The sequence below is a fragment of the Pseudoalteromonas pernae genome (genome assembly GCF_039831865.1).
GTDB lineage: Bacteria > Pseudomonadota > Gammaproteobacteria > Enterobacterales > Alteromonadaceae > Pseudoalteromonas > Pseudoalteromonas pernae.
Genome location: NZ_JBDODM010000011.1, coordinates 16139 through 38197, shown reverse-complemented (window position 1 = coordinate 38197; position 22059 = coordinate 16139). Strand labels below are relative to the sequence as shown.

The 22059-nt window shown below is 46.6% G+C and carries 21 protein-coding genes; 9 read left to right on the top strand and 12 right to left on the bottom strand.

What is annotated here, in order from left to right; all coding sequences use genetic code 11:
• Window positions 1-371: 371 nt before the first annotated feature.
• From V1358_RS17740 to V1358_RS17720, 5 genes are all read right to left on the bottom strand, one after another.
• Window positions 372-1205 (bottom strand): chemotaxis protein, encoded by an 834-nt coding sequence (locus V1358_RS17740; RefSeq protein WP_347394380.1) that lies wholly within the window; start codon window positions 1203-1205, stop codon window positions 372-374.
• A 70-nt stretch (window positions 1206-1275) separates the two neighbouring features.
• Complete coding sequence (locus tag V1358_RS17735) at window positions 1276-2355, bottom strand: ABC transporter substrate-binding protein (protein WP_347394379.1); 1080 nt, start codon at window positions 2353-2355, stop codon at window positions 1276-1278.
• Between the two features lie 4 nt (window positions 2356-2359).
• Complete coding sequence (locus V1358_RS17730) at window positions 2360-4432, bottom strand: GNAT family N-acetyltransferase (protein ID WP_347394378.1); 2073 nt, start codon at window positions 4430-4432, stop codon at window positions 2360-2362.
• The gene (gene uvrD / locus V1358_RS17725; protein ID WP_347394377.1) at window positions 4410-6575 is read right to left on the bottom strand and encodes a DNA helicase II; all 2166 of its coding nucleotides are present in this window, start codon (window positions 6573-6575) and stop codon (window positions 4410-4412) included. The genes V1358_RS17730 and uvrD overlap by 23 nt, the downstream gene beginning before the upstream one ends.
• Before the next feature lie 98 nt (window positions 6576-6673).
• On the bottom strand, window positions 6674-7123 hold the full coding sequence (locus V1358_RS17720; protein ID WP_347394376.1) for a GNAT family N-acetyltransferase: 450 nt from the start codon (window positions 7121-7123) through the stop codon (window positions 6674-6676).
• A gap of 52 nt (window positions 7124-7175) precedes the next feature.
• Between V1358_RS17720 and V1358_RS17715 the strand changes: the two genes are divergently transcribed.
• A complete protein-coding gene (locus V1358_RS17715) occupies window positions 7176-7589 on the top strand; it encodes a GNAT family N-acetyltransferase (protein ID WP_347394375.1) in 414 nt (137 codons plus the stop codon).
• A 1-nt stretch (window position 7590) separates the two neighbouring features.
• Here V1358_RS17715 and V1358_RS17710 read toward each other — a convergent pair whose 3' ends face one another.
• The 5 genes from V1358_RS17710 to lptM all read right to left on the bottom strand — a co-directional run bounded on the left by V1358_RS17710 (window position 7591) and on the right by lptM (window position 10892).
• Entirely contained in the window at window positions 7591-8283 is a 693-nt protein-coding gene (locus tag V1358_RS17710; RefSeq protein WP_347394374.1) for an HAD-IA family hydrolase, read from the bottom strand.
• Between the two features lies 1 nt (window position 8284).
• Window positions 8285-9217 carry a tyrosine recombinase XerC gene (xerC, locus tag V1358_RS17705; protein ID WP_347392119.1) on the bottom strand — a complete coding sequence of 311 codons (933 nt, stop codon included), beginning with the start codon at window positions 9215-9217 and terminating at the stop codon, window positions 8285-8287.
• Window positions 9214-9822 (bottom strand): DUF484 family protein, encoded by a 609-nt coding sequence (locus V1358_RS17700; protein ID WP_347394373.1) that lies wholly within the window; start codon window positions 9820-9822, stop codon window positions 9214-9216. Before V1358_RS17700 ends, xerC begins: the two co-directional genes overlap by 4 nt.
• Complete coding sequence (dapF, locus tag V1358_RS17695) at window positions 9819-10649, bottom strand: diaminopimelate epimerase (protein WP_347392117.1); 831 nt, start codon at window positions 10647-10649, stop codon at window positions 9819-9821. Before dapF ends, V1358_RS17700 begins: the two co-directional genes overlap by 4 nt.
• 63 nt (window positions 10650-10712) lie before the next feature.
• Window positions 10713-10892 (bottom strand): LPS translocon maturation chaperone LptM, encoded by a 180-nt coding sequence (lptM, locus tag V1358_RS17690; protein WP_347392116.1) that lies wholly within the window; start codon window positions 10890-10892, stop codon window positions 10713-10715.
• A gap of 146 nt (window positions 10893-11038) precedes the next feature.
• Between lptM and cyaY the strand changes: the two genes are divergently transcribed.
• From cyaY to add, 8 genes are all read left to right on the top strand, one after another.
• Complete coding sequence (gene cyaY / locus V1358_RS17685) at window positions 11039-11359, top strand: iron donor protein CyaY (RefSeq protein WP_347392127.1); 321 nt, start codon at window positions 11039-11041, stop codon at window positions 11357-11359.
• Window positions 11360-12019, top strand: a complete 660-nt coding sequence (locus tag V1358_RS17680) for an alpha/beta hydrolase (protein ID WP_347392115.1) — start codon at window positions 11360-11362, stop codon at window positions 12017-12019. It begins immediately after the preceding gene.
• Window positions 12020-12040: 21 nt separating this feature from the next.
• Window positions 12041-12979: a DUF2914 domain-containing protein gene (locus V1358_RS17675; RefSeq protein WP_347394372.1), complete on the top strand. Its 939-nt coding sequence runs from the start codon at window positions 12041-12043 to the stop codon at window positions 12977-12979.
• Between the two features lie 18 nt (window positions 12980-12997).
• Window positions 12998-13939, top strand: coding sequence for a hydroxymethylbilane synthase (gene hemC / locus V1358_RS17670; RefSeq protein WP_347392113.1), 942 nt, complete (start codon window positions 12998-13000; stop codon window positions 13937-13939).
• Window positions 13940-13957: 18 nt separating this feature from the next.
• Complete coding sequence (locus V1358_RS17665) at window positions 13958-15814, top strand: uroporphyrinogen-III C-methyltransferase (protein ID WP_347394371.1); 1857 nt, start codon at window positions 13958-13960, stop codon at window positions 15812-15814.
• Between the two features lies 1 nt (window position 15815).
• The gene (locus tag V1358_RS17660; protein ID WP_347394370.1) at window positions 15816-16931 is read left to right on the top strand and encodes a heme biosynthesis HemY N-terminal domain-containing protein; all 1116 of its coding nucleotides are present in this window, start codon (window positions 15816-15818) and stop codon (window positions 16929-16931) included.
• Window positions 16932-16945: 14 nt separating this feature from the next.
• Window positions 16946-19645, top strand: coding sequence for an ATP-binding protein (locus tag V1358_RS17655; protein WP_347394369.1), 2700 nt, complete (start codon window positions 16946-16948; stop codon window positions 19643-19645).
• A gap of 68 nt (window positions 19646-19713) precedes the next feature.
• On the top strand, window positions 19714-20721 hold the full coding sequence (add, locus tag V1358_RS17650; protein WP_347392109.1) for an adenosine deaminase: 1008 nt from the start codon (window positions 19714-19716) through the stop codon (window positions 20719-20721).
• Here add and V1358_RS17645 read toward each other — a convergent pair whose 3' ends face one another.
• Complete coding sequence (locus V1358_RS17645) at window positions 20722-21135, bottom strand: CBS domain-containing protein (RefSeq protein WP_347394368.1); 414 nt, start codon at window positions 21133-21135, stop codon at window positions 20722-20724. It lies immediately after the preceding gene.
• Between the two features lie 140 nt (window positions 21136-21275).
• Window positions 21276-21989 carry an NAD(P)H-flavin reductase gene (gene fre / locus V1358_RS17640; protein ID WP_347392107.1) on the bottom strand — a complete coding sequence of 238 codons (714 nt, stop codon included), beginning with the start codon at window positions 21987-21989 and terminating at the stop codon, window positions 21276-21278.
• Window positions 21990-22059 lie beyond the last annotated feature (70 nt).

Sequence of the window (22059 nt, the reverse complement as noted above, 5' to 3'; positions counted from 1 at the left end):
AGTAGGTCATCACCAGGCTCCTAATTAAAGAAACCCGTTGCAGTAATGCAGCGGGTTTTTTGCGTTCAGGACCCACCAGACTGGAAGGCCAGCCCCGCCCATGCCGAACTCAGAAGTGAAACGGAACTGCCGGAAGGCCGGCCCCGACTAGGCGTCCCCGACCGCTGAGAGTGTGGCATTTGCCATGTGAAAGTAGGGAGAAAGCGGAAATAATGAAGTAAAGAGTTTTACTTCATCCGCTTGAGCGCTGGAGGCCTCAGGCCGTAAGCCGGGCCATCACCAGACTAGGCGCCCCTGACTCCGAATTAAAGAAACCCGTTGCAGTAATGCAGCGGGTTTTTTGCTTTCTGGCGTTTAGGACCCGAGGAGAGTTAGAAGAGTCCGTATGCTTCTGTTTCTTCGGGTTCATGAGTAAGGTGTTGTGGTCGGAATATTGCGCTGGGCTCGATAATCAGTGAATGGCTGTCTTTAAGTTTAATTAATCCCGCCATCATATGTTTAGTCTCTCTATCAACCTCAAAACCAATTGAGGTGAGTTCACTTAAAGACTTAACGTCACTCTGGTCAACACTGATACTGTCTTCTACCCGATCAACTAAAAGGCCAATGTAAGGAGTCACGCCGTCTTTGGTGGTATAGACAATGATTGGTTTGTGATTGAAAGTCAGCAATTCTTTCGCCGAACTCAGAAGACGAGTTATCTGTGCCATGTTGTTCCGCTTTTCCTTGCTGAGAATTTCTTTGGCTTGTTCTGGTGTAAGCCCTCCCAATAATTTAGCTTGCTCTAGGATATGCCGGTGAGGAACAGCAAGGCGCTTGAAAAGGTCTTTTAAGTCAGGATCTTGTACGTTGGCACTTTCATACCATGAGATGAAGCGACGCATTTGTTCGTCTAGCTCGCTGCTCATTGCTTCTTTGTTATCAATCGAGCGCTCTAACGCACTGAACCACTTGTTATTGAACGTGATGTATTGCTCTATAGTTTCGGCTAGTGCGACGTTGGCACTTTTTGTGGACTGTTTGTTGAGCATGATACCTAAGTCAAAAACTGGGGTTGGTGTGTCCATGTAGTCTTTAACCCCGAGAAAGCTAGGGTTCTCGTTCGGTAAGCTAGTGAGGTTATCGTCATAACGCTCGGTGAAAAGAATATCCAAAATTTTCAGAGAGATAGTTTTGCTGCCAACTCGGAAATTTACAAAATCCATTAGATACGTTCAGAACAATGACTGGTGATATAAAGCTTAGCTCAGTTGTGTATTTTCACCAGAAATACAATTAATTAAGCATGACTTGATAGACATTATCGCCGACCTTTTCATTTAATTTAAACAAGGCGGTTAAATCAGGGTCATTGCGGACTACGCGCGACCCATAACTGATGATGCATTGCTGCAAATTACTCGAACGAGTTTGGCAAAAATCGATTATTTTTGTTGTCGCGTATGCATTGAGGTAGCCCTCAAAGTGTAATCTGTTCGGTGCGACTACGCCGGCTTGGGTGAGATCTTCTTTAAATAAGCTACACAAGCCTTGCTGGCAAGTAAGTGGGTCAGCAACTACTTCGGTGACCATCACAATACTATGGTGCTTTATCAGACTTGATAAGGAAGCTTGCGACGTAAAAGACATCGCGGTGTATAGAGGCGAATGACCTTGTTCATGAGCTTTGTTGATGAATTCTCCCACCGGGCTATAAGTACCAACCAAAGCAACGGCATCAACGGGTGTGCTGAACAGCACTTTTATAGCAGACTCTATGTCCGTGCTATTGCGACGAAAGCGAGCAGTATTGGTGACGTTGAGACCTTGCCCTTTCATAGCCGTAATGAGACTGTTTCCTGCTTCTAATCCAAATTCATCTGCTTGAACTAACAAGGCAATATTCTTAGCTCCTTTGCTTTTTAGATATTTAGCCTGGGCAATTGCTTCATGTTCGTAACTGTTACGTAAGTGAATGATGAATTCATTTTTACTGAGTCTAAATGATTGAGCCCCCGTATAAGGGAACAATAAAGGCACTTGTTGTTTTCTGACTAAATCAAGGATGGCGGTGGTTGTCGGTGTACCCATATACCCAAATAACGCATCAACTTCATAAAGCTCAATCAAACGCCGCGTATTGGCAACCGTATTGAGAGGTTCGTAACCGTCATTGAGGTGAACTAGGTTGATTTTGAAGGATTCATTTTCGCGATTATGTCGGTCAAAATATAGTTGAGCTCCTAAGCCTAACGATAAGCCTATGTCTTTTGCTGGACCTTGAGTTGCACTGGACATACCGAGAGTAAAGCTCTGTGGCTGTTTAGCTGCAACGCTGGAGGTGATAACTAACATCAGCAATAGCGCGCGAATCATAGTACTACAACCTTTGTGCGATAACGGATTGAACTAACGCCATTAATAGCAGGTTGAATTGCTTTTTACTATGCTTGTGTTTAATTTGTGTACAGTTTTTGGCTTTTAGTTGTGCTAAAAGACGCTGTTGCTGCTCATCCAGTTGTTCAAGTACAGCTGGGTTATTACTCGTGAACCGCATTAACGGGGCAAAAGCATGAATAAACGCGAGCTCACCTCGCGCGAAACGACAGAGCGGTTCCATATCGTCGTTCTCAGAGTCTATGTCGCTATTTTCACTGAGCAACTTCGCTGTTAAATCACTTCCTATATTCGCAAAGAAATGAGGGAGTATATATGTGGCATCTCGCTGCCATTGTTTAATGATAGGCCCTAAGCCTGCATCACCTTCATTGCTGAGCGCTTTTGCCATTAATAGGCTGTGCTCGCCACTGACATGATCGCGTTTGAAGCCAAGCTTGAGACTATGAAATCCCAACCTTTGCCAAAACTGGACAAGCGCACCATAGGCGCCAAAGCTGGTGCCTAGTATATCGAAGTGATCTCGCTTACACGCCATTTCAATATAAGATATCAGGGCGGTGCCTATGCCTAGATGCTGAGCATCTGGATGAATCGCGATCCGCACGATGCGAGCGCTGTGTAATTGTGCAATCGCGCCTTTGCCAGCGAGTTGAGCCAGACTTTGCGCAAGCAAATGCCCTTGCGGGCGGCGTTGTCCTCTCGCTATTTGATTGGCGAGGTCCTTATCAAAGCCCCCTTCATTCATCACCAGAGCAACACCAACTAACTGATCTTTATGTAAAGTAATAAAAAGTTGCTGACCGGGCGCATCCAATAATTGCCGAAAGTCATTCGTGGAAGTTTGATAATGGGCCAATACTAACAGTGCAAAAACTTGTTTTAGTAGCTCAGGTTTTGTTAGTAGTTCAGTTACGCTTATCTTTTTGTGAACGACGCTGGTGTCTGTAAGCGCTAGTTCGTTACATGCTGAATCGAGCGCCAACAAGCGGCTTATTCCTTGTTCAAGCGGGTCGCCATTAGCAAAGCGAAAGGGGATGTGTAATAAACTTTCGCTATGTGATGGATAATGTTTGTCGAGGAACTTTTTGAATCTCAATGTGTAGCCGCGACCGCTGCCCTCGTAACCCACGAGTGTGCTAGCAAACACAACGCGAGGATACATCTTTAATAGCGTTTTTAAGATAGGGATTGGTAGCGTAGCCGCTTCATCTACAAACAAGGTATCGCACTGAGGTTGTTCTTGAACAACGCGATCCGGTGGCATGTAAGTGAGGTTATCCAAGTGGTGAATATGATCATCAGGCTCTGGTAACCCGCGCGCTAACGCCAGATGCTTAAACGCACTCGACACCGCTCGGCGTTGAATAGCGCAGAGAATAATGGCTTGGCCGCTGAGGTGTGCCGCTGCTAGGCCCAAGGCAGATGATTTGCCTCGGCCTCTGTCAGCACTTATCAGTAATGGGCAATTTTCAGGGCCCTTAGCTACCGCTTTTATGCGTTCAATGACTTGTTGTTGATGTTGCTGTGCGCTCGCGAAAGTCTCTGAATGTATGGTTGGCCAATTAGGTCGTAAAGCGTTGAATGAGACACTTTGGCACACGTTTATAAATTGTGTGTTGGATAGCTGTTGCTCCAGCCACGCCCAAAAATGGCTGGTAGCTGGGGTGTGATAGCCATATGATACTAGCTTGCTGATACCAGGGTCGACGAAATGCGACGTGTCTTCGGGCATTATGATAACCAAAAGCCCACCGGCACTTACAGTACCACTGAGGGCTGCGAGCTTGTCTGCAAAAAAGCCACTGAAACAATCGTATGCTGCATTAGAATGCTCTTGCCCTAGAATTTGGTGCAGATGAGTTGGCCATTGTGCATGGTTAAGTTGCTCGTTCGTGCTGAGTACATGCCATGGCTCATTAATATCTTGTTGTAGGTAAGAAAGCTGCTCTGTGCACCACGCTTGCTCACCACGCAACAAGATGGCTTGGCGCCATCTACGCTGAGATAGGTTGCGCTTAAGTTGAGTTAGCTCAGAGGGCTTGTAAGCGCGCATAGGCAGTGACTAACCATTTGCTACCAACATCGTCAAAGTTCACTTGCACACGCGACTGCGGACCTGCACCTTCATAATTGAGTACCGTACCTTCACCGAACTTGGCATGCAGCACGCGCTGCCCTAAATTGAAACCACTGTCGGCAAAGGCTGCTTGGGTCAGTGAGTGACTAAAGCGGCTGGCTTGCTGCGGTGCCGTAACTTTAGTTTTAATGCGAATCTCTTCGATGCAGTCGTCAGGTAACTCGCGTAAGAAACGTGATGGGCTGTGATACTTCTCTTGTCCATACAAACGTCGACTTTCAGCATGGGTAACATAGAGCTTTTCCATGGCGCGCGTCATACCTACGTAGCAAAGGCGACGTTCTTCTTCTAAACGGCCACTTTCCTCTTGGCTTTGCTGTGATGGGAACATACCTTCCTCTACACCGGCCATAAACACCAGTGGGAACTCCAATCCTTTTGCCGAGTGCAGCGTCATCATTTGCACAGCATCTTCGTGTTCTTCTGCTTGGCCTTCGCCTGATTCCAGTGAGGTATAGGCAAGGAAGCCTTGCAGTGGTGAGGAGAACTCTTCATCAACAGGCAGCTCGTATTGCTCACAGGCGTTGATTAACTCTTCCAAGTTTTCTACACGAGCGCGGCCTTTTTCACCTTTTTCAGCCTGATACATGGCCATCAAGCCCGTATTTTCGATAGCATACTTTGCTTGCTCGGCAAGGGTGAGGTCGCCAATATGTGCTTCAACCCCATCAACTAATTCAAGAAAACGACTTACCGCGGTAGCCGCGCGCCCGGATAAGTGCTTTTGCTCAAGAATGGTTTTCGCCGCATACCAAAGTGGCAAAGACTCGGCGCGAGCACAATCACGAATATGGCTCAGAGTTTTATCACCTATGCCGCGCGTCGGTGTATTGATAACGCGCTCAAATGCAGCGTCATCTTGACGGTTGCTGACCAGACGCAAGTAACATAGAGCATCTTTGATCTCTTGGCGCTCGAAGAAGCGCATACCACCATAAATGCGGTATTTCATGCCTTCTTGCAGCAAGGCTTCTTCAAGAACACGAGATTGAGCGTTGTTACGATAGAGAATCGCACTATCACTCAAGGCATTACCAGCTTCCAGCCAGGTTTTGATTTTACCGACTATAAAACGGGCTTCATCTAGCTCGTTGTAGGCCGCATAAATTGAGATCGGTTCACCTTCATTGCCGTCAGTCCATAGGCTTTTACCCATGCGCTCAGAGTTGTTCTCAATAAGCGAGTTGGCGGCTTTCAAAATGGTAGCGGTAGAGCGATAGTTTTGCTCTAAGCGAATGGTTTCGGCATTGAAATCATCTAAAAAGCGTTTGATATTCTCGATCCGCGCGCCACGCCAGCCGTAAATACTTTGGTCATCATCACCAACGATCATCATCGAATTTGTATCGCCGGCGAGCAGTGCTAACCAGCGATATTGAATGGTGTTGGTATCTTGAAACTCGTCTACCAAAATATGAGCAAAACGCTGTTGATAGTGGCGCAGCAAAGTAGGGTGTTGCTGCAGGACTTCATAGCAACGCAACAGAATTTCCGCGAAATCGACTAAACCGGCTCTATCACACGCCTCTTGGTAGGCGCTATACACTCTCAGGAGTAGCTGTTCGTTGACGTCGTAGGCTTGGATATCGCCAGGGCGTAAGCCTTCGTCTTTTTTCGCACTGATATACCAAGCGATGTGTTTTGCTGGCCACTTTTTCTCGTCAATATTCATGGCTTTAAGTAAGCGGCGGATCATACGTTGTTGATCATCACTGTCGAGAATTTGGAACGACTCCGGCAGCTTAGCTTCGCGATGGTGAGCGCGTAAAATACGGTGTGAGAGGCCGTGGAAGGTGCCAATCCACATTCCGCCTGCAGAGCCTTGAATTGTTTGCTCTACCCGAGCACGCATTTCTTTAGCGGCTTTATTGGTAAAGGTTACGGCAAAAATACTGTAGGGGGAGGCATTTTCTACTTGCATTAGCCATGCAATGCGATGAACGAGAACGCGCGTTTTACCTGAGCCTGCGCCTGCTAGCACCAGCATATTTTGCAACGGTGCTGCTACCGCTTCGCGTTGTTTGTCATTCAAGCCATCAAGTAATTCAGATACGTCCATCGCTACGTCCACCTTCTAATAGTCAGGCAAGTATAACAAGAGTTCTGCTTTGGCTAAATAGAATACTGTTTTTATAAACAGTAAATTATTAAAATAGATTATTTAGGTAAGCGACTGAAGTGTTTAATGAAGTGAATTTTGCTTTGTTCGGTGATGCCATCATCCGCTGTAGTTTGCGTATACCCTTGCGTGCGCAACATTGTAAGCATTGCTTCGAAGCGCAGCATGGATTTCACTTCGATACATTTAAAGCCATTATCTACTGCCCATAGTTCTTGTTTGTGCAGGAGTTTCTTCGCGAGACCATGACCACGGTGGTTAGGTAATACGCCTCCGAGCCAGCTATAAAAAGTGTCTGTCGATTTTGCATACCCTAGTTTAAAAGCGACAGGCTGGTCTAGGTATACAGCAACAAGCGCGAGGTATGGGTTGTCGCCAATTCGTTCTTGATACATAGCTAAGGTCGCGTCGCCGAGCATTTCAGGTGTGTGATTATGTACAGTCAAACAGTCCTGCAAAGAGGCTATCTTTATTGTGTACTGACTCATCGATGTATACTCGGTTATTATTCTGGCCTTAGTGTATCACGGATATTCTTACATGAAGCGTAGCGACATAGTTGCTGACAACAGCAATGAACTCAGCGATTGGCTGAAAAACCAAGTAGTGGCATTTAACCAAGATCACTGGCCGGTAGAGCGTAAAAACGTGGGTTTTAGTATTTGCGATGAGCAAGGTGAGCGCATTGGCGGGATAGCAGGACGCAGTTTTGGTAATTGGCTATTGATAGATTGGCTTTGGGTTCACCCAGAGGCACGAGGTCAAGGATATGCCAGTGAGTTATTAGGCAAATTAGAACATGCCGCAGCAACTTTAGGAGCAACAAAGGCGGTACTTGATACTTTGGAGTTTCAAGCACCGCAATTTTATCGTCGCCATGGATATGAGGAAGTGTTTGCGATGCCAGATTATCCCTTGGATGGCCGACGCAGCTATATGGTGAAAATGCTCTAAACTAGCAAAATGCGCGCAGCGCCATGATGTCGCTAATTTCGCAGCAAGGTAGACCTTTGTAGGCGTAGGTAATGCCTTGATTATTGAGCCATACACTGCGACACCCTGCATTGTTTGCGCCTTGCACATCCGTATCTAGGCTATCCCCGATATGAATAATGTTGTGGTTCGCAACCTGCAATTTCGACGCAGCGTTATCAAATAATGCACGGCGCGGTTTGGCATCGCCATCGGGTCCTGCCATGAGCACCTGCTCAAACTGACCTTTAAGGTTAAATTTATTCACATCAACGTTGCCATTGGTGATAGCTATTAGTCTGTACTTGCTTTTGAGTGCATCTAATAGAGCCAGTACCTCGTCACTGACAGTGATCTGACTGCGTGCTTCGGCAAACGCTTCATACGCGTTCACCGCATGCCTTTCATCCTCACCAATAGAGTTTATAGCGTAAGTGAGTGCTTGCTTTCTTAGTTCGGTGACATCATTTATAAGCGTAGGCTGGTGCTTTATCACCGCGTTGCGACAGCGCAACCAAAAGCCGTGATCTTGCTCACGCCATGCAGGTAAAGTTTGCAAGTAGTCATGTTGAGCCTGCAGTGCCGCTTTGATAATTGGGTGGTTATTATAAAGCGTGTCGTCTAAGTCGAAGCTAAGGACTTTAGCTTGGTCAATGGCTCGGTTAAATCGCATCATGTCACTTCTGTTTCTTGGCTCGTGGATGAGCATTATCATACACCTTAGCGAGGTGTTGAAAATCCAAATGGGTATATACCTGAGTTGCGGATAGACTACTGTGTCCAAGTAATTCTTGCACTGCGCGTAAATCACCGCTGGACTGCAATACGTGCGAGGCAAAAGAATGGCGCAGTTTATGTGGGTGAACTTGCGCACTGAGGCCTTGTTTTACTCCCCATTCACGCATGCGCTCGCGAACATGCCGAATAGAGATTCGCGTTTTGCGTTTGGATAAGAATAAGGCCGCGTCGTCAGCGCCAACAAAAGCGATGCGTAACTTCAACCATGCGTTAAGTGCTGCAATCGCCTTTGAACCGACCGGCACGATGCGCTCTTTGTTGCCTTTACCCAATACGCGAATTTCACCGCCTCGTAAGTCGAGATCAGCCAAATTGGCGTTAACCAATTCACTTATACGTAAACCACTTGAATACATCAGCTCCATCATGGCCTTATCACGTATTGCCAGTGGGTCATCATCGTCGATATCTAGGAGTTGATGCATTTGATCAACGTCCAAATTGCGAGGCAAGGGTTTATCGAATTTGGGACCCTTCACATACTGAGCTGGGTTTTCTTGAAAGGGGTTGTAGCTTTTCAAATAGCGAAAAAAGGCGCGCAAGCAGCTGAGTTTAAGGTTCACTGTGCGTGCACCCAGCCCTTTGGCGCGCAATGACATCGCAAATCTGCGGATATCATCGGCATTGAGTGCCAGCCAACCGTCTTTATCAGCATGAAAATAGCGTGCGACTTCTAACAGTTGGCGATCATATTGTTCTAAGGTGTGACTCGAGTATTGCTTTTCATAGCGCAGGTAATCCCGATAACTGGCAACCGGTTCGCACCACACTTCACTCATTGTTGAAAAGGTCAGTGCTTTGTTGTCGCTCATGATAACGTGGCTAAACGCTCTTGCAGGGCTTTAACAAACTCGAAGATGAAGAAGCTGTCTTGGGCAGGTTCAAAATGCAATTCGTCTTCACTGGCAAAGGCGAGCAAAGCGATAGGTGCTTCAGGTTCGCCAATAAGATACAAAGCCGCGCTTTTGCTTGGGTTGTTGAAAATCAAAGACTGCTCTTGCTCTGATAGTCGGCCTAGGTAGTGACTGTTGTTTAATCGTTTGTCCAGCAGTGGTTGAAGATCTGGAGTGAACTTTACGAGCTTGCATTCGCTGATGTGTAACTGTGCGCAAATAAGCTCTTCAAGACCTTGGGCAAGTTCAATAAACTCACAATCACTCATCAGCTGACGATGGCAGGCGCTGAATACTTGATACACCTGTTCATTCTGTTTAGCTTGGCTAATTAACTGCTGCAGTTGGTGTTGTAAGTGTTGGTTTTGCTCACGTAGAAGTTGTTGCTGGCGTAATTGCAAAGAAGCAACACTTTCATGTGCACCACCAAAATTCATCACTGCAAACAGGTGCGGATGCTGTAAAAAGAAATCTGGGTTTTGTTGCAAATACTCTGCAACTTGCTCTTTGCTCAATTCACTCATAGGGCAATTTGTCCATCAAATACGTGTTCCGCTGGGCCCGTCATTTTTACTGGATGACCTTCACCTTGCCAACGAATTTGCAAGGCGCCCCCAGGCAACTCTACTTTCACGTTACTGCTTAACTTATTTTGTAGCTGTCCCACTACGGCTGCTGCACATGCACCTGTACCACACGCTAAGGTCTCTCCGGCGCCACGTTCCCATACTCTAAGTTTGATATGGTTCTGGTCTATCACCTGCATAAAACCCACATTTACTTTTTTGGGGAAGCGCTCATGTTCTTCAACCAATGGGCCTAAGGTTTTTACTTCTGCGGTGTTGATGTCATCTACCTCAATGACACAGTGCGGATTACCCATCGAAGCTGCACCCACAAACAATGTTTGTTCTTGTTGGCGCAAGATATAGGTTAGTTCACGTTTGCTGGCCTTGAGTGGGATTTCTTTTGGTTCCAATATGGGGAGTCCCATATTTACAGTAACCTGACCATCTTTTTCAATGTATAGCACCATGTTGCCACCCTTAGTGGATACGGCTATTTTGTGCTTATTGGTCAGCCCTTTCATGCGTACAAAGCGCGCAAAACAGCGGGCGCCATTGCCACATTGTTCAACTTCGCTGCCATCGGCATTAAAGATGCGGTAATGGAAGTCTAAATCTGGAGAATAAGGCGCCTCGACCATTAATAACTGGTCAAAACCCACGCCAAAATTACGATCGGCCAGCGTTTTTATTTGATCGCGGGATAGAAAGATATTTTGGGTGACGTTATCAACGACCATAAAGTCGTTGCCCAGCCCGTGCATTTTGGAAAAGTTAACTAACATAAGGCTCTTAAATCGTCCGTTCTATGCCATTACTATGCCTGTAAACGACAATCAACACTATGCTTATTGTTGTGCTTGCTGCGCATTTTGGTTTTGCTGTTCATTTTGACCTTGGTCATCTTCAACAGGTTGGTTTTGCGGTGCATCTTCAGGAAGATACAAAGGGCCACTTTGACCACATGCACTCAGAAGCGTTAAGCTGGTGGCCGCAATAATAAGACGCAATCGGTTACTGTTATACATAGCGATTCGATAGATAATTAATATGACTCGTTTTATAATCGCAGAGTAACAGAAAATACCGAAAATGTAGTCGTTGCAGTTGAATTATTTCCCGTAGAACGCCACGGCCAGCCACAGGAGCGCAAGCCAAAATGAGTGAAACCACCCTGACAGACACCCAGTATCATCAGTTGGCTGACGCTTTGATGTTAACCATCGAAGAACAGATTGATGACCTAGATGCAGACCTAGATTATGAGTCAGCGTCTGGCATCTTAGAGATCATCTTTGCTGATCGCAGCAAAATAGTCATTAACAAACAAGCGCCGCTGCACCAAGTTTGGGTAGCAACTAAATTTAATGGTCATCACTTTGAACTACATGGCGATAAATGGATAGATAATCGCTCGGGCGCAGAATTTTGGCAGTTTATGTGTGACGCAGCGACTAAGCAGGCAGGTGAAGAAGTTCGCTGGGAGCATGACTAAGTGACTCAATTCGATGGCGTAACCTATCAAGCTGGTACAGAACATAAAGCAACGGTCATTTGGTTACATGGCTTGGGCGATTCGGGTGAAGGATTTGCTCCTGTTGCTCCTCATTTAGCACTTCCCAATGAATTGGCTGTGAAATTTCTGTTCCCTCACGCACCGATTCAAGCAGTCACGATCAACGGCGGTATGGAAATGCGTGCGTGGTATGACATCAAATCTCTTGATCTAGATAAACGCGCCGACGCCCAAGGTGTGCAACAATCCTCTGAGCGTATCAGTGCGTTGATTGATGAGCAGATAGCTTCAGGTATTCCTGCAGATAAAATTGTCTTGGCTGGTTTTTCCCAAGGTGGCGTTATTGCACTGCATTTGGCTCCTCGCTATCAACATAAGTTGGCGGGCGTGATGGCGCTATCGACTTATATGTCGCAACCTGAGCGCTTGGCAGAGGAAGCAAAGCACACAGATTTAACCATTTTTATGGCCCATGGCGACTTCGATAATGTGGTGCCACTGGATGCGGGTAAACAAGCCTATCAGTGCTTGCAAAATGTGGGCATGAATGTGTCTTGGCAAAGCTACTCGATGGCACATCAGGTGTGCGATCAAGAACTCACAGCTATTCGACAATGGCTTATAGAGCGTCTAAGTTAAAAGAGATTTAGGAACAAGCGCATGGGACAAAAGATCGTGATCACCGCGAATATGAAGAATAAAACGCAGCGCATCGCTCGCAAGGACGTTGAATATCAGTGGCACTGGCGCCGCATCACCATGGCGGTAGGGGTTGCATTGGTGGCTTCATCAGGGCTTTGGTACGCAACAGGTACGCCAGCAATCGCGGAACAAGCAAGTGCAGCGCAAAGCGCCGTCGACACCTCTGAAACTCATTTGCCTGAGGACGCAGACGCTCAAGCGACCCACGAAGCATTGGTGGTTGCAAAACCAACCGCTGGCGAAGTGTTACCAAGTGACAATGTAGCTGTGTTAGCGTCAGCCGTTGACGACAGTGAGGAAATTGTTGAGCAAGCCCTTGATACAAGCGAGGCGACGACTTCTGCCCAAGAAACTCTTGCCGAAAAATCGACAGCCGAAGTTGCAAAAGACACAGCACCTGTTGAAGTAACTGCAGTGGCGGACGCTCAGAGCGCAGCATCAACCGATGATTCACAACAGCAAGACGGCACGGTGGCGGATGAAGAGTTTGTTGCAGATAACCGCAATGAATTTGATCAACAAGCGAAAGTCGCAAATCTTGCCCAAGGCAGCAAAATTGACACCGACAAAGTAAGCCGCGCGGTGCTGACGACCAACATCGAAGACCGTGAGCCTGTGAGCTCGCTCGGTCGTGAAGTATCAATGGGTGACTTTGATGGCCAGCTGGTGTTCTTTACCGAATTACGTGGATTGCAGGGGCAAAAAGTTCACCATATTTGGTACTATGAAGGCCAAGCGCTAGCAAATGTTGAATTGGGTGTACACACCGCACGTTACCGCACGTTTTCTTCAAAGAACATTATGCCGAGCCAGACCGGCCTGTGGCGTGTTGAATTAAGAGACAGTAATAATAAATTGTTGGCAACACGAGAGTTCCGTCTCATTGCCAAGCTTTAGTAAAGAAGTAGGAATTACATGACAACTGCAACGCAGCGGGTGCGTATTGCCACCCGTAAAAGTGCCTTAGCTTTATGGCAAGCCGAGTTTGTAAAGGCGGAACTTGAGCGCTTTCATCCCCATGTTGAAGTCGAGTTAGTGACCATGACAACCAAGGGTGACATCATCCTTGATACACCGCTAGCAAAAGTAGGTGGCAAAGGTTTGTTTGTTAAAGAGTTAGAACAAGCCATGCTTGAAGGACGCGCCGATATCGCAGTGCACTCGATGAAAGATGTGCCAGTTGATTTCCCTGAAGGATTAGAATTACATACGATTTGTGAGCGTGAAGACCCACGTGATGCGTTTGTCTCGAATCACTATAGCGATATCGATAGCCTACCGGCAGGTGCAGTGGTGGGTACATCCAGTTTGCGCCGTCAATGCCAACTAAAAGCGCGTCGTCCTGATTTAGATATTCGTGATTTACGCGGCAACGTAAATACCCGTTTAGCTAAGCTAGATGAAGGTCAATATGATGCCATTATTCTTGCCGCCGCGGGTTTAATTCGTCTCGAGATGAGTGAGCGTATCCGTAGCTTTATCAGCGCTGAAGAGTCATTGCCAGCGAATGGTCAAGGCGCAGTGGGTATTGAGTGCCGCAGCGATGATGAAGTGATTAAAGCATTGCTTGCGCCATTGGAGCACACCGAAACAAGAATTCGCGTGGATGCCGAGCGAGCGATGAACCGTCGCTTGCAAGGCGGCTGTCAGGTGCCAATTGGTGCCTATGCAGTTGTTGAAAACGAGCAAGTACACCTTCGCGGTTTGGTGGGCTCATTAGATGGTCAGCAAATCCTTCGTGCACAGAGCTCAGCACCTATCGCGCAAGCCAAACAGCTAGGGGTGGCATTAGCAGAAGATCTCTTAAGCCAAGGTGCAGACGTTATTTTGGCGAAAGTTTACGGCGAAATTAAATAAATAAAACGGAAGACAGCCATGGCGCATATTGTTGTTACTCGGCCACAGGGTAAAGGTGAAGAGTTAGTAGCAAGGCTTGAGAAGCAAGGACACAAGACGAGCTTGTGTCCCGTACTTCGTATTGATTACCTTGCAACACCAGAACAACAATTGGCGACGCTCAATGAAGCGGATATCGCTGTCTTCGTCTCGCAAGATGCAGTTTATGGGTTGCACAAGTTGCTGCCAAAACTTGCCAATAACATCCAATGTTTCGCCGTTGGTGATACCACCGCGCAGACCATCAAATCTCTTTTTAATACCAAAGCCATAGTGCCCAAGCAGCAGGACTCCGAAGGGCTCGTTGCGTTGGCACAGTTACAACAAGTAGAAAGCAAAAATGTGGTGTTGGTCAAAGGCCGAGGAGGCCGCACTGTCATAGCCAAAACACTTAAGCAACGTGGCGCATTTGTAAATGCCGTCGCGGTGTATGAGCGTGTTGCGCTTTTGCCTGATAGCGAACAATGGTTGAGTGAATGGCACGCGAACGATGTTGACGCTTTGGTCGTGACCAGTAACAGTGCCATTGATGCCATCTTCAATTGCCAAAATAATCAATTATTAGAGTGGCTTAAATCACGGCATTTCTATATTGTCAGTGATAGAACGCGCGGACACCTCGAAAGTTTGGGTGTCGACAAGGACAACATCACCGTCGCTGCGGGGGCCAGTAATGAGGCGATCGCCGCAAGCATTAACTGTGAGCAGGAAACCAGTATGAGTGAACAGCCAGAGCAGGCATCAGTATCAGCAAACGACTCTGAGACGGCGGTCGAAAAGCCAGTGGTAACAACACAAGCTAGCCCTTCGCAGCCAAACGCACCGCAAAAAATAAGTAAAGTGGGCTTATTGGCTTTGTTGGTCGCCTTGGGCGTTGGCGCCGGAACTGGCTACTTGTATTGGCAGCAATACTTACAAGATCAAAATGCCGCACAGCAAGAAAGTGCAGCGATAGCGCAAATACAAGAGCTGCAAAGCGCCAACCAAGCGTTGCAAGAGCAGCTGGCTACGCTCAATGCGGCACAACAGCGTCAGCAACAGCAAAGCCAGCAGTGGCAGCAGCAGTTTGATGACGAGATCACTCGCCAGCTAAGTGCTAATCAGCGCTCGATGATAGCGCACGTTGAACAGAGTATCGCCGCATCAAAAGATAACAGCCAACCGCCATTGGATATGAATGAAGTGCGCCGCTTAGTCTCTTTGGCGGATTTCAAAATTTGGTCTGAAAATAATTACTCGGGTGCAGCCTCAGTACTGCAGCGCCTTGATGCCTTGCTAGCTAGCTATGCGGGTAATGCACAACTTCGTCGCGCAATTCACACTGACTTACAAATGTTGGCCAGCGTTGAAGTGGCTGATGTTGAAGCGATTGTTTTGACACTCCATGGTTTAGGTAATCAAGTAGATAAATTGAGCTTCAACATGGTCGACCTTCCTGATGACGTTGAGCCCAGCACAGATGACGTATTGTCGGCTGATGTGTCGGATTGGCGTGCTAATTTAGGGCGTACGTGGGATCAGTTGGTGGATGACTTTATCAAGGTGCGCAAACGTCAAGCTGCTATTGAGCCGCTGTTGGATGATGAGCAACAGCGTTTAATCAAACAACGCATTCACTTCAACCTAGATCAAGCTGGGTTTGCAGCAACTCATCAATATGTTGATTTATACCAACAGGCATTGCAAAGCGCATCAGATCTGATTACCCGTTATTACGATTTATCTGACACGCAAACGGCGCAATTCCTGAGCCAGCTAAAGCAATTGCAGTTAAAGCAATTAACTCCTAGCCAGCCTATTTCTTTGGCGACTGTCACCGCGTTAGAGGAGTCTTGATATGGCAAGACTCCTTATTGTCTTCATCTTTTTAGCGCTGGTGGCGGCTATGGCGCCATTATTTGTTGATTATAAAGGACACGTGCTTATCGCGTTTGGTGAATGGACTGTCGAAGGACGCTTAAGTAGCTTCATCATTCTTGCATCAGCAGTTTTGTTTTTAGGCTACCTATCGCTTTGTATTGTGCGTTATGCCTTTAATAGCTATCGCAATGTGCGACATGGCTTTTTTGCGCGCAGCAAAGAGCGTAAGCAAGCGGTACTTGAACAAGCGCTATGGGCGTTGATTAATGATGACATGCAGCAAGTGCAACACACTTTAACCAAAGGCAAAGTGGATGATAAATGGCGTGACTTTTCTCTAGCGATGCAAGCAAAGGCGCGACTAAAGCAAGGCGATCATGATTTTGCACTAAACTTATTGGACGAGTTGTCTGATAAGAACCGTAGTGAGCCTGTGAATTTGTGGCTTGCAGCGCACAGTGAAGCGGAAGTTTTGACGACTTTACGAGAACAATGCGCGAGTAAAAAAGCCAGCGCTCATCAACTTAAACTGTACGCACAGGTGTTGCTAAAGTTACATAAATATCATGAGTTTGCACAGTTAGCACCGCGACTTATCAAGGCGCAAAGCTTGGATGAGAACGAGTGGGATTGGGCATTGCGTGCATACTTTGATAGCGACTCTGTGGAGACATTACACAAGCGTAATGGCGAGTTACCCAAGCAAATCCGCACTGGCGGTCATACTCACTATCTGCGCGCCATGGTGCGTGCCGGTGAAATCGTGACTGTGCAAGATGAGTTGAAGAAACTCCTAAAGCGTTCTGAATACTCTCAGCTGTTAACGATTTTAAGTGAAATAGAGTTTGGTAATGTCGAAGAAATGCAAAAAGCATTGCAAGGCGAGCTGAAAAAGCAGCCTGATGAACCGGAAATGTTGTTGTGTTTGGCGTATTTAGCTCAAAGCCAAGGAGAGCACGAACTCGCTTCACGTATATTTGATAAGGTGTTGGCTCAACAGCAGCGCTTGCCGCACCCAAGCCGAGCTATGCGCAGCTATCGTGCAACAAGGCAAGCAGAGAAGGCTTTGCTTGTACTCGACCACAGTCATTAATCACAGGAAGGGTAATGAAGAATCTGTTCAACTTAACCTTTATTGTTGCTCTAGGTTACTTCATTACTGGCTTCTTCAGTAACGCTTTACTATCTATTGAAGGCTACGCAGTGGCGTCGTGGCCGCCCTCAGGGATTGCGCTTGCAGCATTACTTATCGCCGGTAAACGCGCTGTTATCGGAGTAATGTTAGGGGCATTAATCACCAATATCGCTCACCTAGATAATATTGCTGGAATTTTGCATTGGCAGGTCGCAGTGCAAGCTGTTGTTGTGTCTACAGCTTCAACACTGCAAGCGTATTTAGGCTACTGGGTTATAACCCGTGTACTCAAAACTCCGCTGGATTTGTCCGATTTAAAGCTCACCATTATCAGTATCATTATTGCTGGTCCGGTAGTGTGTGTTATCGCCGCATTTACTGGCACCGAAATGCTAGTATTTAACAACATCATTCCGTCATCAGGGCGTTTGGAAAACTTTGTTACTTGGTGGATAGGCGACAGTATCGGCGTAATGATTTTTACACCTTTACTGCTGGCAGGTTTTAACTTTACCGTTGCGCGTCATCGACTTCAGGTCATTGTCCCCTCATTAGTTATCTATGTAATGATCAGTATTACCTTTTATTTGTTTGCCAGCTCAAAGTTCGAGGAGCGCAATGAGGTGTACTCCGCGCAAGCGCAAGTGATCATTGACCAATTTGATGAAGTGCTCACGCGTTTACGTGCGAACACGCAGATTTTGGCCTCTTTTATGACTCATAGCGAGCAAGTTGAGCGTAGTGAATTCAATGGTTTCACAGCAAAGCAAATGGCGTATAACCCAGAAATAAATGCCCTCGTGTGGATGCCGAAAGTCGCACCCAACAACATTGGTGAGCTAGAGTTGCTGGCACGTGACGAGGGCGTTGAGAATTATAAAGTGTTCCCTCGATTTGACGTTGAGCCTCGTGCATTTCAATATCCTGTGTATTTTGGTCTTTTTTCACAGGGAATGCGCACCGTTTATGGGTTAGATATTAGTGCTGAACCGTACTTTTCTTCGCTGCAAAAATCCGATGGAACCTTGTTTGTTACCCCAGCTTTTCAACTTGAGAGTAGTCCGAAAGGAGATTTAGGATTCTTGGTCTTAGCACGAGTGCCGACAGTTGGCACCAAAGTGGATGGCTATGTCGCAGCTGTTATTAGCCTTCCTTTACTCAAAGAATCCGCATTAGCAAAGTTATCTTTTGAGGGCATTGGTGTTGAGCTGGTGGATTTAAGCGCCGAGTCCGAACAAGCCATTCTCGCGTTGCCGCACCATGAGGCCCTGATTAAATCTCATGAATTTGATATGGGGGCAAGGACATGGCGCCTAAACATTTATCGCCAAGGGGTTCGTTCCATTTGGACGGGTTACTGGTATGCGCAAGTTGTCGGCATGTTGTTTGTGTGGTTACTGATCACTTTCTTGATTGCTATTACAGGCAGCAATATTCGTGTGCGCGACCAAGTTGCCAAGCAAACTAAAGTGTTGCGAGAAGAAAAAGCCAAAGCCGACACCGCCAATAGCGCTAAATCTCAATTTTTGGCCAATATGAGCCATGAAATTCGCACCCCCATTAATGGTATCAAAGGACTGCACTATTTAGCCCTACAGCAAAATGATTGGCAGACGGCTAAGCAGTATATTGGCCAGGCTGACAATGCCTTGAGTGTGCTGTTGCGTGTACTTAATGATTTGCTCGATTTCTCTAAAATGGAAGCGGGTAAACTCGAACTTCATCAAGAGCCTATTGTTATCGAGGAGTTATGTGCGGAAATCAAACAGCTGATCAGCGTTGAGGCGAGCAACAAGAGTTTATTGGTTAATTATGAAATTGCTCCAGATGTCACACCCATATTCAACACAGATATCATCCGCTTGAAGCAGGTCTTACTCAATTTATTGAATAACGCGGTTAAGTTTACTCAGCATGGCGCGATCCGCTTAAAGATTGCTGACGCCGATGATGCGTTGTGTTTTAGTGTCACAGATACTGGAATAGGCATTAGAAAGGATATTCAGAAACAGTTATTTAAGCCATTTTCTCAAGCTGACGGTTCCACTTCACGTCGATTTGGCGGTACAGGATTAGGCTTGAGCATTTGCCAAAAGTTAGTGACATTGATGGGCGGGCGTATCGAACTGGAAAGTGAAGAGGGTTTGGGCTCTTGTTTTAGAGTTTTCTTGCCTAAACACAGTACCTTGCCAATGCGCAGTGACATCATGCCTAAAGAGTCGCAAGCCCCAACTGACCTTGATTTAAGTGATGTCGCTATCTTGCTGGTGGAAGACAATGCTCTAAACCAGCAAGTCGCTAAGGCTATGCTCGTGGGTAAAGGCGCTGCGCCGGACATTGCCAACGATGGTATTGAAGCGATTGAGATGGTGAGTCAAAAGCAGTACGACATTGTGTTGATGGATATACAAATGCCTAATATGGATGGTTTGGAAGCGACAAAAGTGATTCGCAATGAGCTATTGCTTACAGACTTACCTATAATTGGCTTATCAGCGAACGCCCAAGAGCGTGATCTGAAGCTCGCAGAGCATTATGGCATGAACGATTATGTGGTGAAGCCCATCGAAGCCAATCTGCTCTTTGCAAGTATCGCGCGCCAGCTACCAAATAATAGAAGTGGCGCAGAAGCTGTTTCGAAAACAGATAAAAAAGACCAGCAATTCTCATAGCCTCGTCTTGAATTTATTGCTCAAGTGCGTATGATCCGCGCAATTTTATCTAACACTTGGGGGTCATCATGATCAATCGCCAGCTACCTTTACTCGACTTACACCGCCACTTAGATGGCAATGTTCGCGCCAAAACCATACTCGAGCTAGGCCAGCAGTTTAATATCGCGCTCCCAGGTTCCGACATAGAATCACTGCGTCCTCACGTGCAGGTTGTCGAAATTGCCCCAGATCTTATGGCGTTTCTAGAAAAGCTAGATTGGGGTGTGAAAGTGCTGGGTGACTACGACGCATGTCGTCGTATTGCCGTAGAGAATGTTGAGGATGCTGTTTCTCAAGGCATTGATTATACGGAATTACGTTTTAGCCCTTATTACATGGCGATGAACCACAATTTACATCCACAAGGTGTAGTTGAAGCTGTGGTTGACGGTATTCACAGCGCAGTGAAAGAACACGACATTCAAGTGAATCTAATCGGTATTATGTCTCGTACCTTTGGCCAAGAAAAATGCCAACAAGAACTCGACGCCATCCTAGCGTTTAAAGAACACATGGTGGCCGTGGATCTTGCGGGGAACGAACTTGGTTTTCCGGGAGAGTTGTTTGTTGAGCATTACAAGCAAGTACATAAGGCTGATTTGCGCGCAACGGTTCACGCCGGTGAGGCACAAGATTCCAGTAGTATTTGGCAAGCCATTGAGCAATTAGGTGCAGACCGTATCGGGCACGGCGTAAACGCTATGCATGATGCAAAACTGATGGACTATTTACGCGATAATCGTATTGGTATCGAGTCGTGCTTAACCAGCAACATTCTAACGAGTACAGTTGCAGAAATTACAGCGCACCCACTGAAGAAATTCCTCGACCACGGTATTCTCGCTTCAATTAATACCGATGATCCTGCGGTGCAGGGCATTGAGCTGGATAATGAATACCAACAAGCTGCTTATCAGGCTGGCTTGAGTAAAGAGGATATTGAGCTGGCACAAGCGAATGCGTTAGAAATTGCCTACCTCAGCGATGGTGATAAAGCCGCATTGAAAGCCAAAGCGGCTGCGCGTAGTGCTTAATTACGCTGCGCTGCAACTGCGATAACTTTGCGAGAGCGCCTGCAGCACTTGTGAGCGCTCTACCATGCCGATGATTTTTCCCTGCTCGACAACGGGATAACGCTTTGGCTGATGCCTTCTTTGCATGCGTGCTGCGATATCGAGCAATGAATCATTCAAAGCGCACGTGAGCACTTCTTTACTCATCACTTCTTTTACCTGAATGCGACCGTCGCAAAAGTAGCTGTTGGTCGTCAATGGATGCAAACAATCTTGCTCTGACAAATACCCGATTAGTGCGCCGGACTCATCAACGACGGGCGCACCGAGCACATTATGTTTGATTAGTTGGTCTATGGCGTCTGTAAGCTCTAAATCTGGGCTGATTGATAAAAAGCTGCGGCTGAAGATATCTGATACATGTAGGTTGAACATAATCACACTCCTGTTGTGTTGATGTAAGGAGTGTAGTCATTTGTGTTTAATTAAAAAAATGAATTAAAACTATTAGTCTGTTCTAAAAAACAGAAAAGAGGCAGTGCCTCTTTTCTAGTTCGATGTATTAACAATAGCCGTTATTTGATAAAGGCAAAGGCATCGGCATACATGTGCTCGCGAAGTGCACCATGCTCAATAAAGTCATCGCGTACAGCACCAATCATGTCAAAACGACCTGCCATGTAAATTGAGTATGGCTCGAGTGAGACGATGTCTTTCATCACGGCTTGGTGAACCAGTCCTGTGTGACCTCGCCACTGTCCTTGTGGTTGCTCTACCACGGGGATGAAAGTGAAGTGCGGGTTACTTGCTGCCCACGCTTGCATTTCGTCTTTGGCATATAAAGCTGATTCGTGCTTCACACCCCAATAGAAAAACACAGGGCGGTCACAGCCAACTTCAGCGAGATGATCAGCCATTGACTTCACGTAGCTAAAACCTGTACCACCGGCCAATAAAATGATTGGGCGTGTGCACTCTAGGCGCAATTGTGACACTCCTAAGCCGACTTCAAGTGTTGCTTGAGTGCCGTTGGCGTGATGCTCTTTAAGGTGTTCCAATGCTTGCATTGCATAAGAATCCGCACCTGAAGCACCAATGTGTAGCTCAATTTCATGGGTCTGACTTGGACGGCTAGCAATAGAAAATGCACGTTTGTCTTTTTCACCTAGAACAAGCTGACAGTAATGTCCTGCTTCAAATTGTGCAGGTTCACTAGGTGTTAAAATCACCTTGTAAACGAATTCTGTCAGTGGCGAAATACTTTGCACGTCCGCTTGTAATGTTTGCATGTTAAACCTTACTTCTTACTCTTACTGGCTAGTTTATCACGACTAGCGGTATTACCTCACTGTGGTAATT

What these genes read in the sequence shown, in the direction of transcription:
- V1358_RS17740 (WP_347394380.1), bottom strand. Translation starts at nt 1,205, where the DNA reads ATGGATTTTGTAAATTTCCGAGTTGGCAGCAAAACTATCTCTCTGAAA.
- V1358_RS17735 (WP_347394379.1), bottom strand. Translation starts at nt 2,355, where the DNA reads ATGATTCGCGCGCTATTGCTGATGTTAGTTATCACCTCCAGCGTTGCA.
- V1358_RS17730 (WP_347394378.1), bottom strand. Translation starts at nt 4,432, where the DNA reads ATGCGCGCTTACAAGCCCTCTGAGCTAACTCAACTTAAGCGCAACCTA.
- uvrD (WP_347394377.1), bottom strand. Translation starts at nt 6,575, where the DNA reads ATGGACGTATCTGAATTACTTGATGGCTTGAATGACAAACAACGCGAA.
- V1358_RS17720 (WP_347394376.1), bottom strand. Translation starts at nt 7,123, where the DNA reads ATGAGTCAGTACACAATAAAGATAGCCTCTTTGCAGGACTGTTTGACT.
- V1358_RS17715 (WP_347394375.1), top strand. Translation starts at nt 7,176, where the DNA reads ATGAAGCGTAGCGACATAGTTGCTGACAACAGCAATGAACTCAGCGAT.
- V1358_RS17710 (WP_347394374.1), bottom strand. Translation starts at nt 8,283, where the DNA reads ATGATGCGATTTAACCGAGCCATTGACCAAGCTAAAGTCCTTAGCTTC.
- xerC (WP_347392119.1), bottom strand. Translation starts at nt 9,217, where the DNA reads ATGAGCGACAACAAAGCACTGACCTTTTCAACAATGAGTGAAGTGTGG.
- V1358_RS17700 (WP_347394373.1), bottom strand. Translation starts at nt 9,822, where the DNA reads ATGAGTGAATTGAGCAAAGAGCAAGTTGCAGAGTATTTGCAACAAAAC.
- dapF (WP_347392117.1), bottom strand. Translation starts at nt 10,649, where the DNA reads ATGTTAGTTAACTTTTCCAAAATGCACGGGCTGGGCAACGACTTTATG.
- lptM (WP_347392116.1), bottom strand. Translation starts at nt 10,892, where the DNA reads ATGTATAACAGTAACCGATTGCGTCTTATTATTGCGGCCACCAGCTTA.
- V1358_RS17675 (WP_347394372.1), top strand. Translation starts at nt 12,041, where the DNA reads ATGGGACAAAAGATCGTGATCACCGCGAATATGAAGAATAAAACGCAG.
- hemC (WP_347392113.1), top strand. Translation starts at nt 12,998, where the DNA reads ATGACAACTGCAACGCAGCGGGTGCGTATTGCCACCCGTAAAAGTGCC.
- V1358_RS17665 (WP_347394371.1), top strand. Translation starts at nt 13,958, where the DNA reads ATGGCGCATATTGTTGTTACTCGGCCACAGGGTAAAGGTGAAGAGTTA.
- V1358_RS17660 (WP_347394370.1), top strand. Translation starts at nt 15,816, where the DNA reads ATGGCAAGACTCCTTATTGTCTTCATCTTTTTAGCGCTGGTGGCGGCT.
- V1358_RS17655 (WP_347394369.1), top strand. Translation starts at nt 16,946, where the DNA reads ATGAAGAATCTGTTCAACTTAACCTTTATTGTTGCTCTAGGTTACTTC.
- add (WP_347392109.1), top strand. Translation starts at nt 19,714, where the DNA reads ATGATCAATCGCCAGCTACCTTTACTCGACTTACACCGCCACTTAGAT.
- V1358_RS17645 (WP_347394368.1), bottom strand. Translation starts at nt 21,135, where the DNA reads ATGTTCAACCTACATGTATCAGATATCTTCAGCCGCAGCTTTTTATCA.
- fre (WP_347392107.1), bottom strand. Translation starts at nt 21,989, where the DNA reads ATGCAAACATTACAAGCGGACGTGCAAAGTATTTCGCCACTGACAGAA.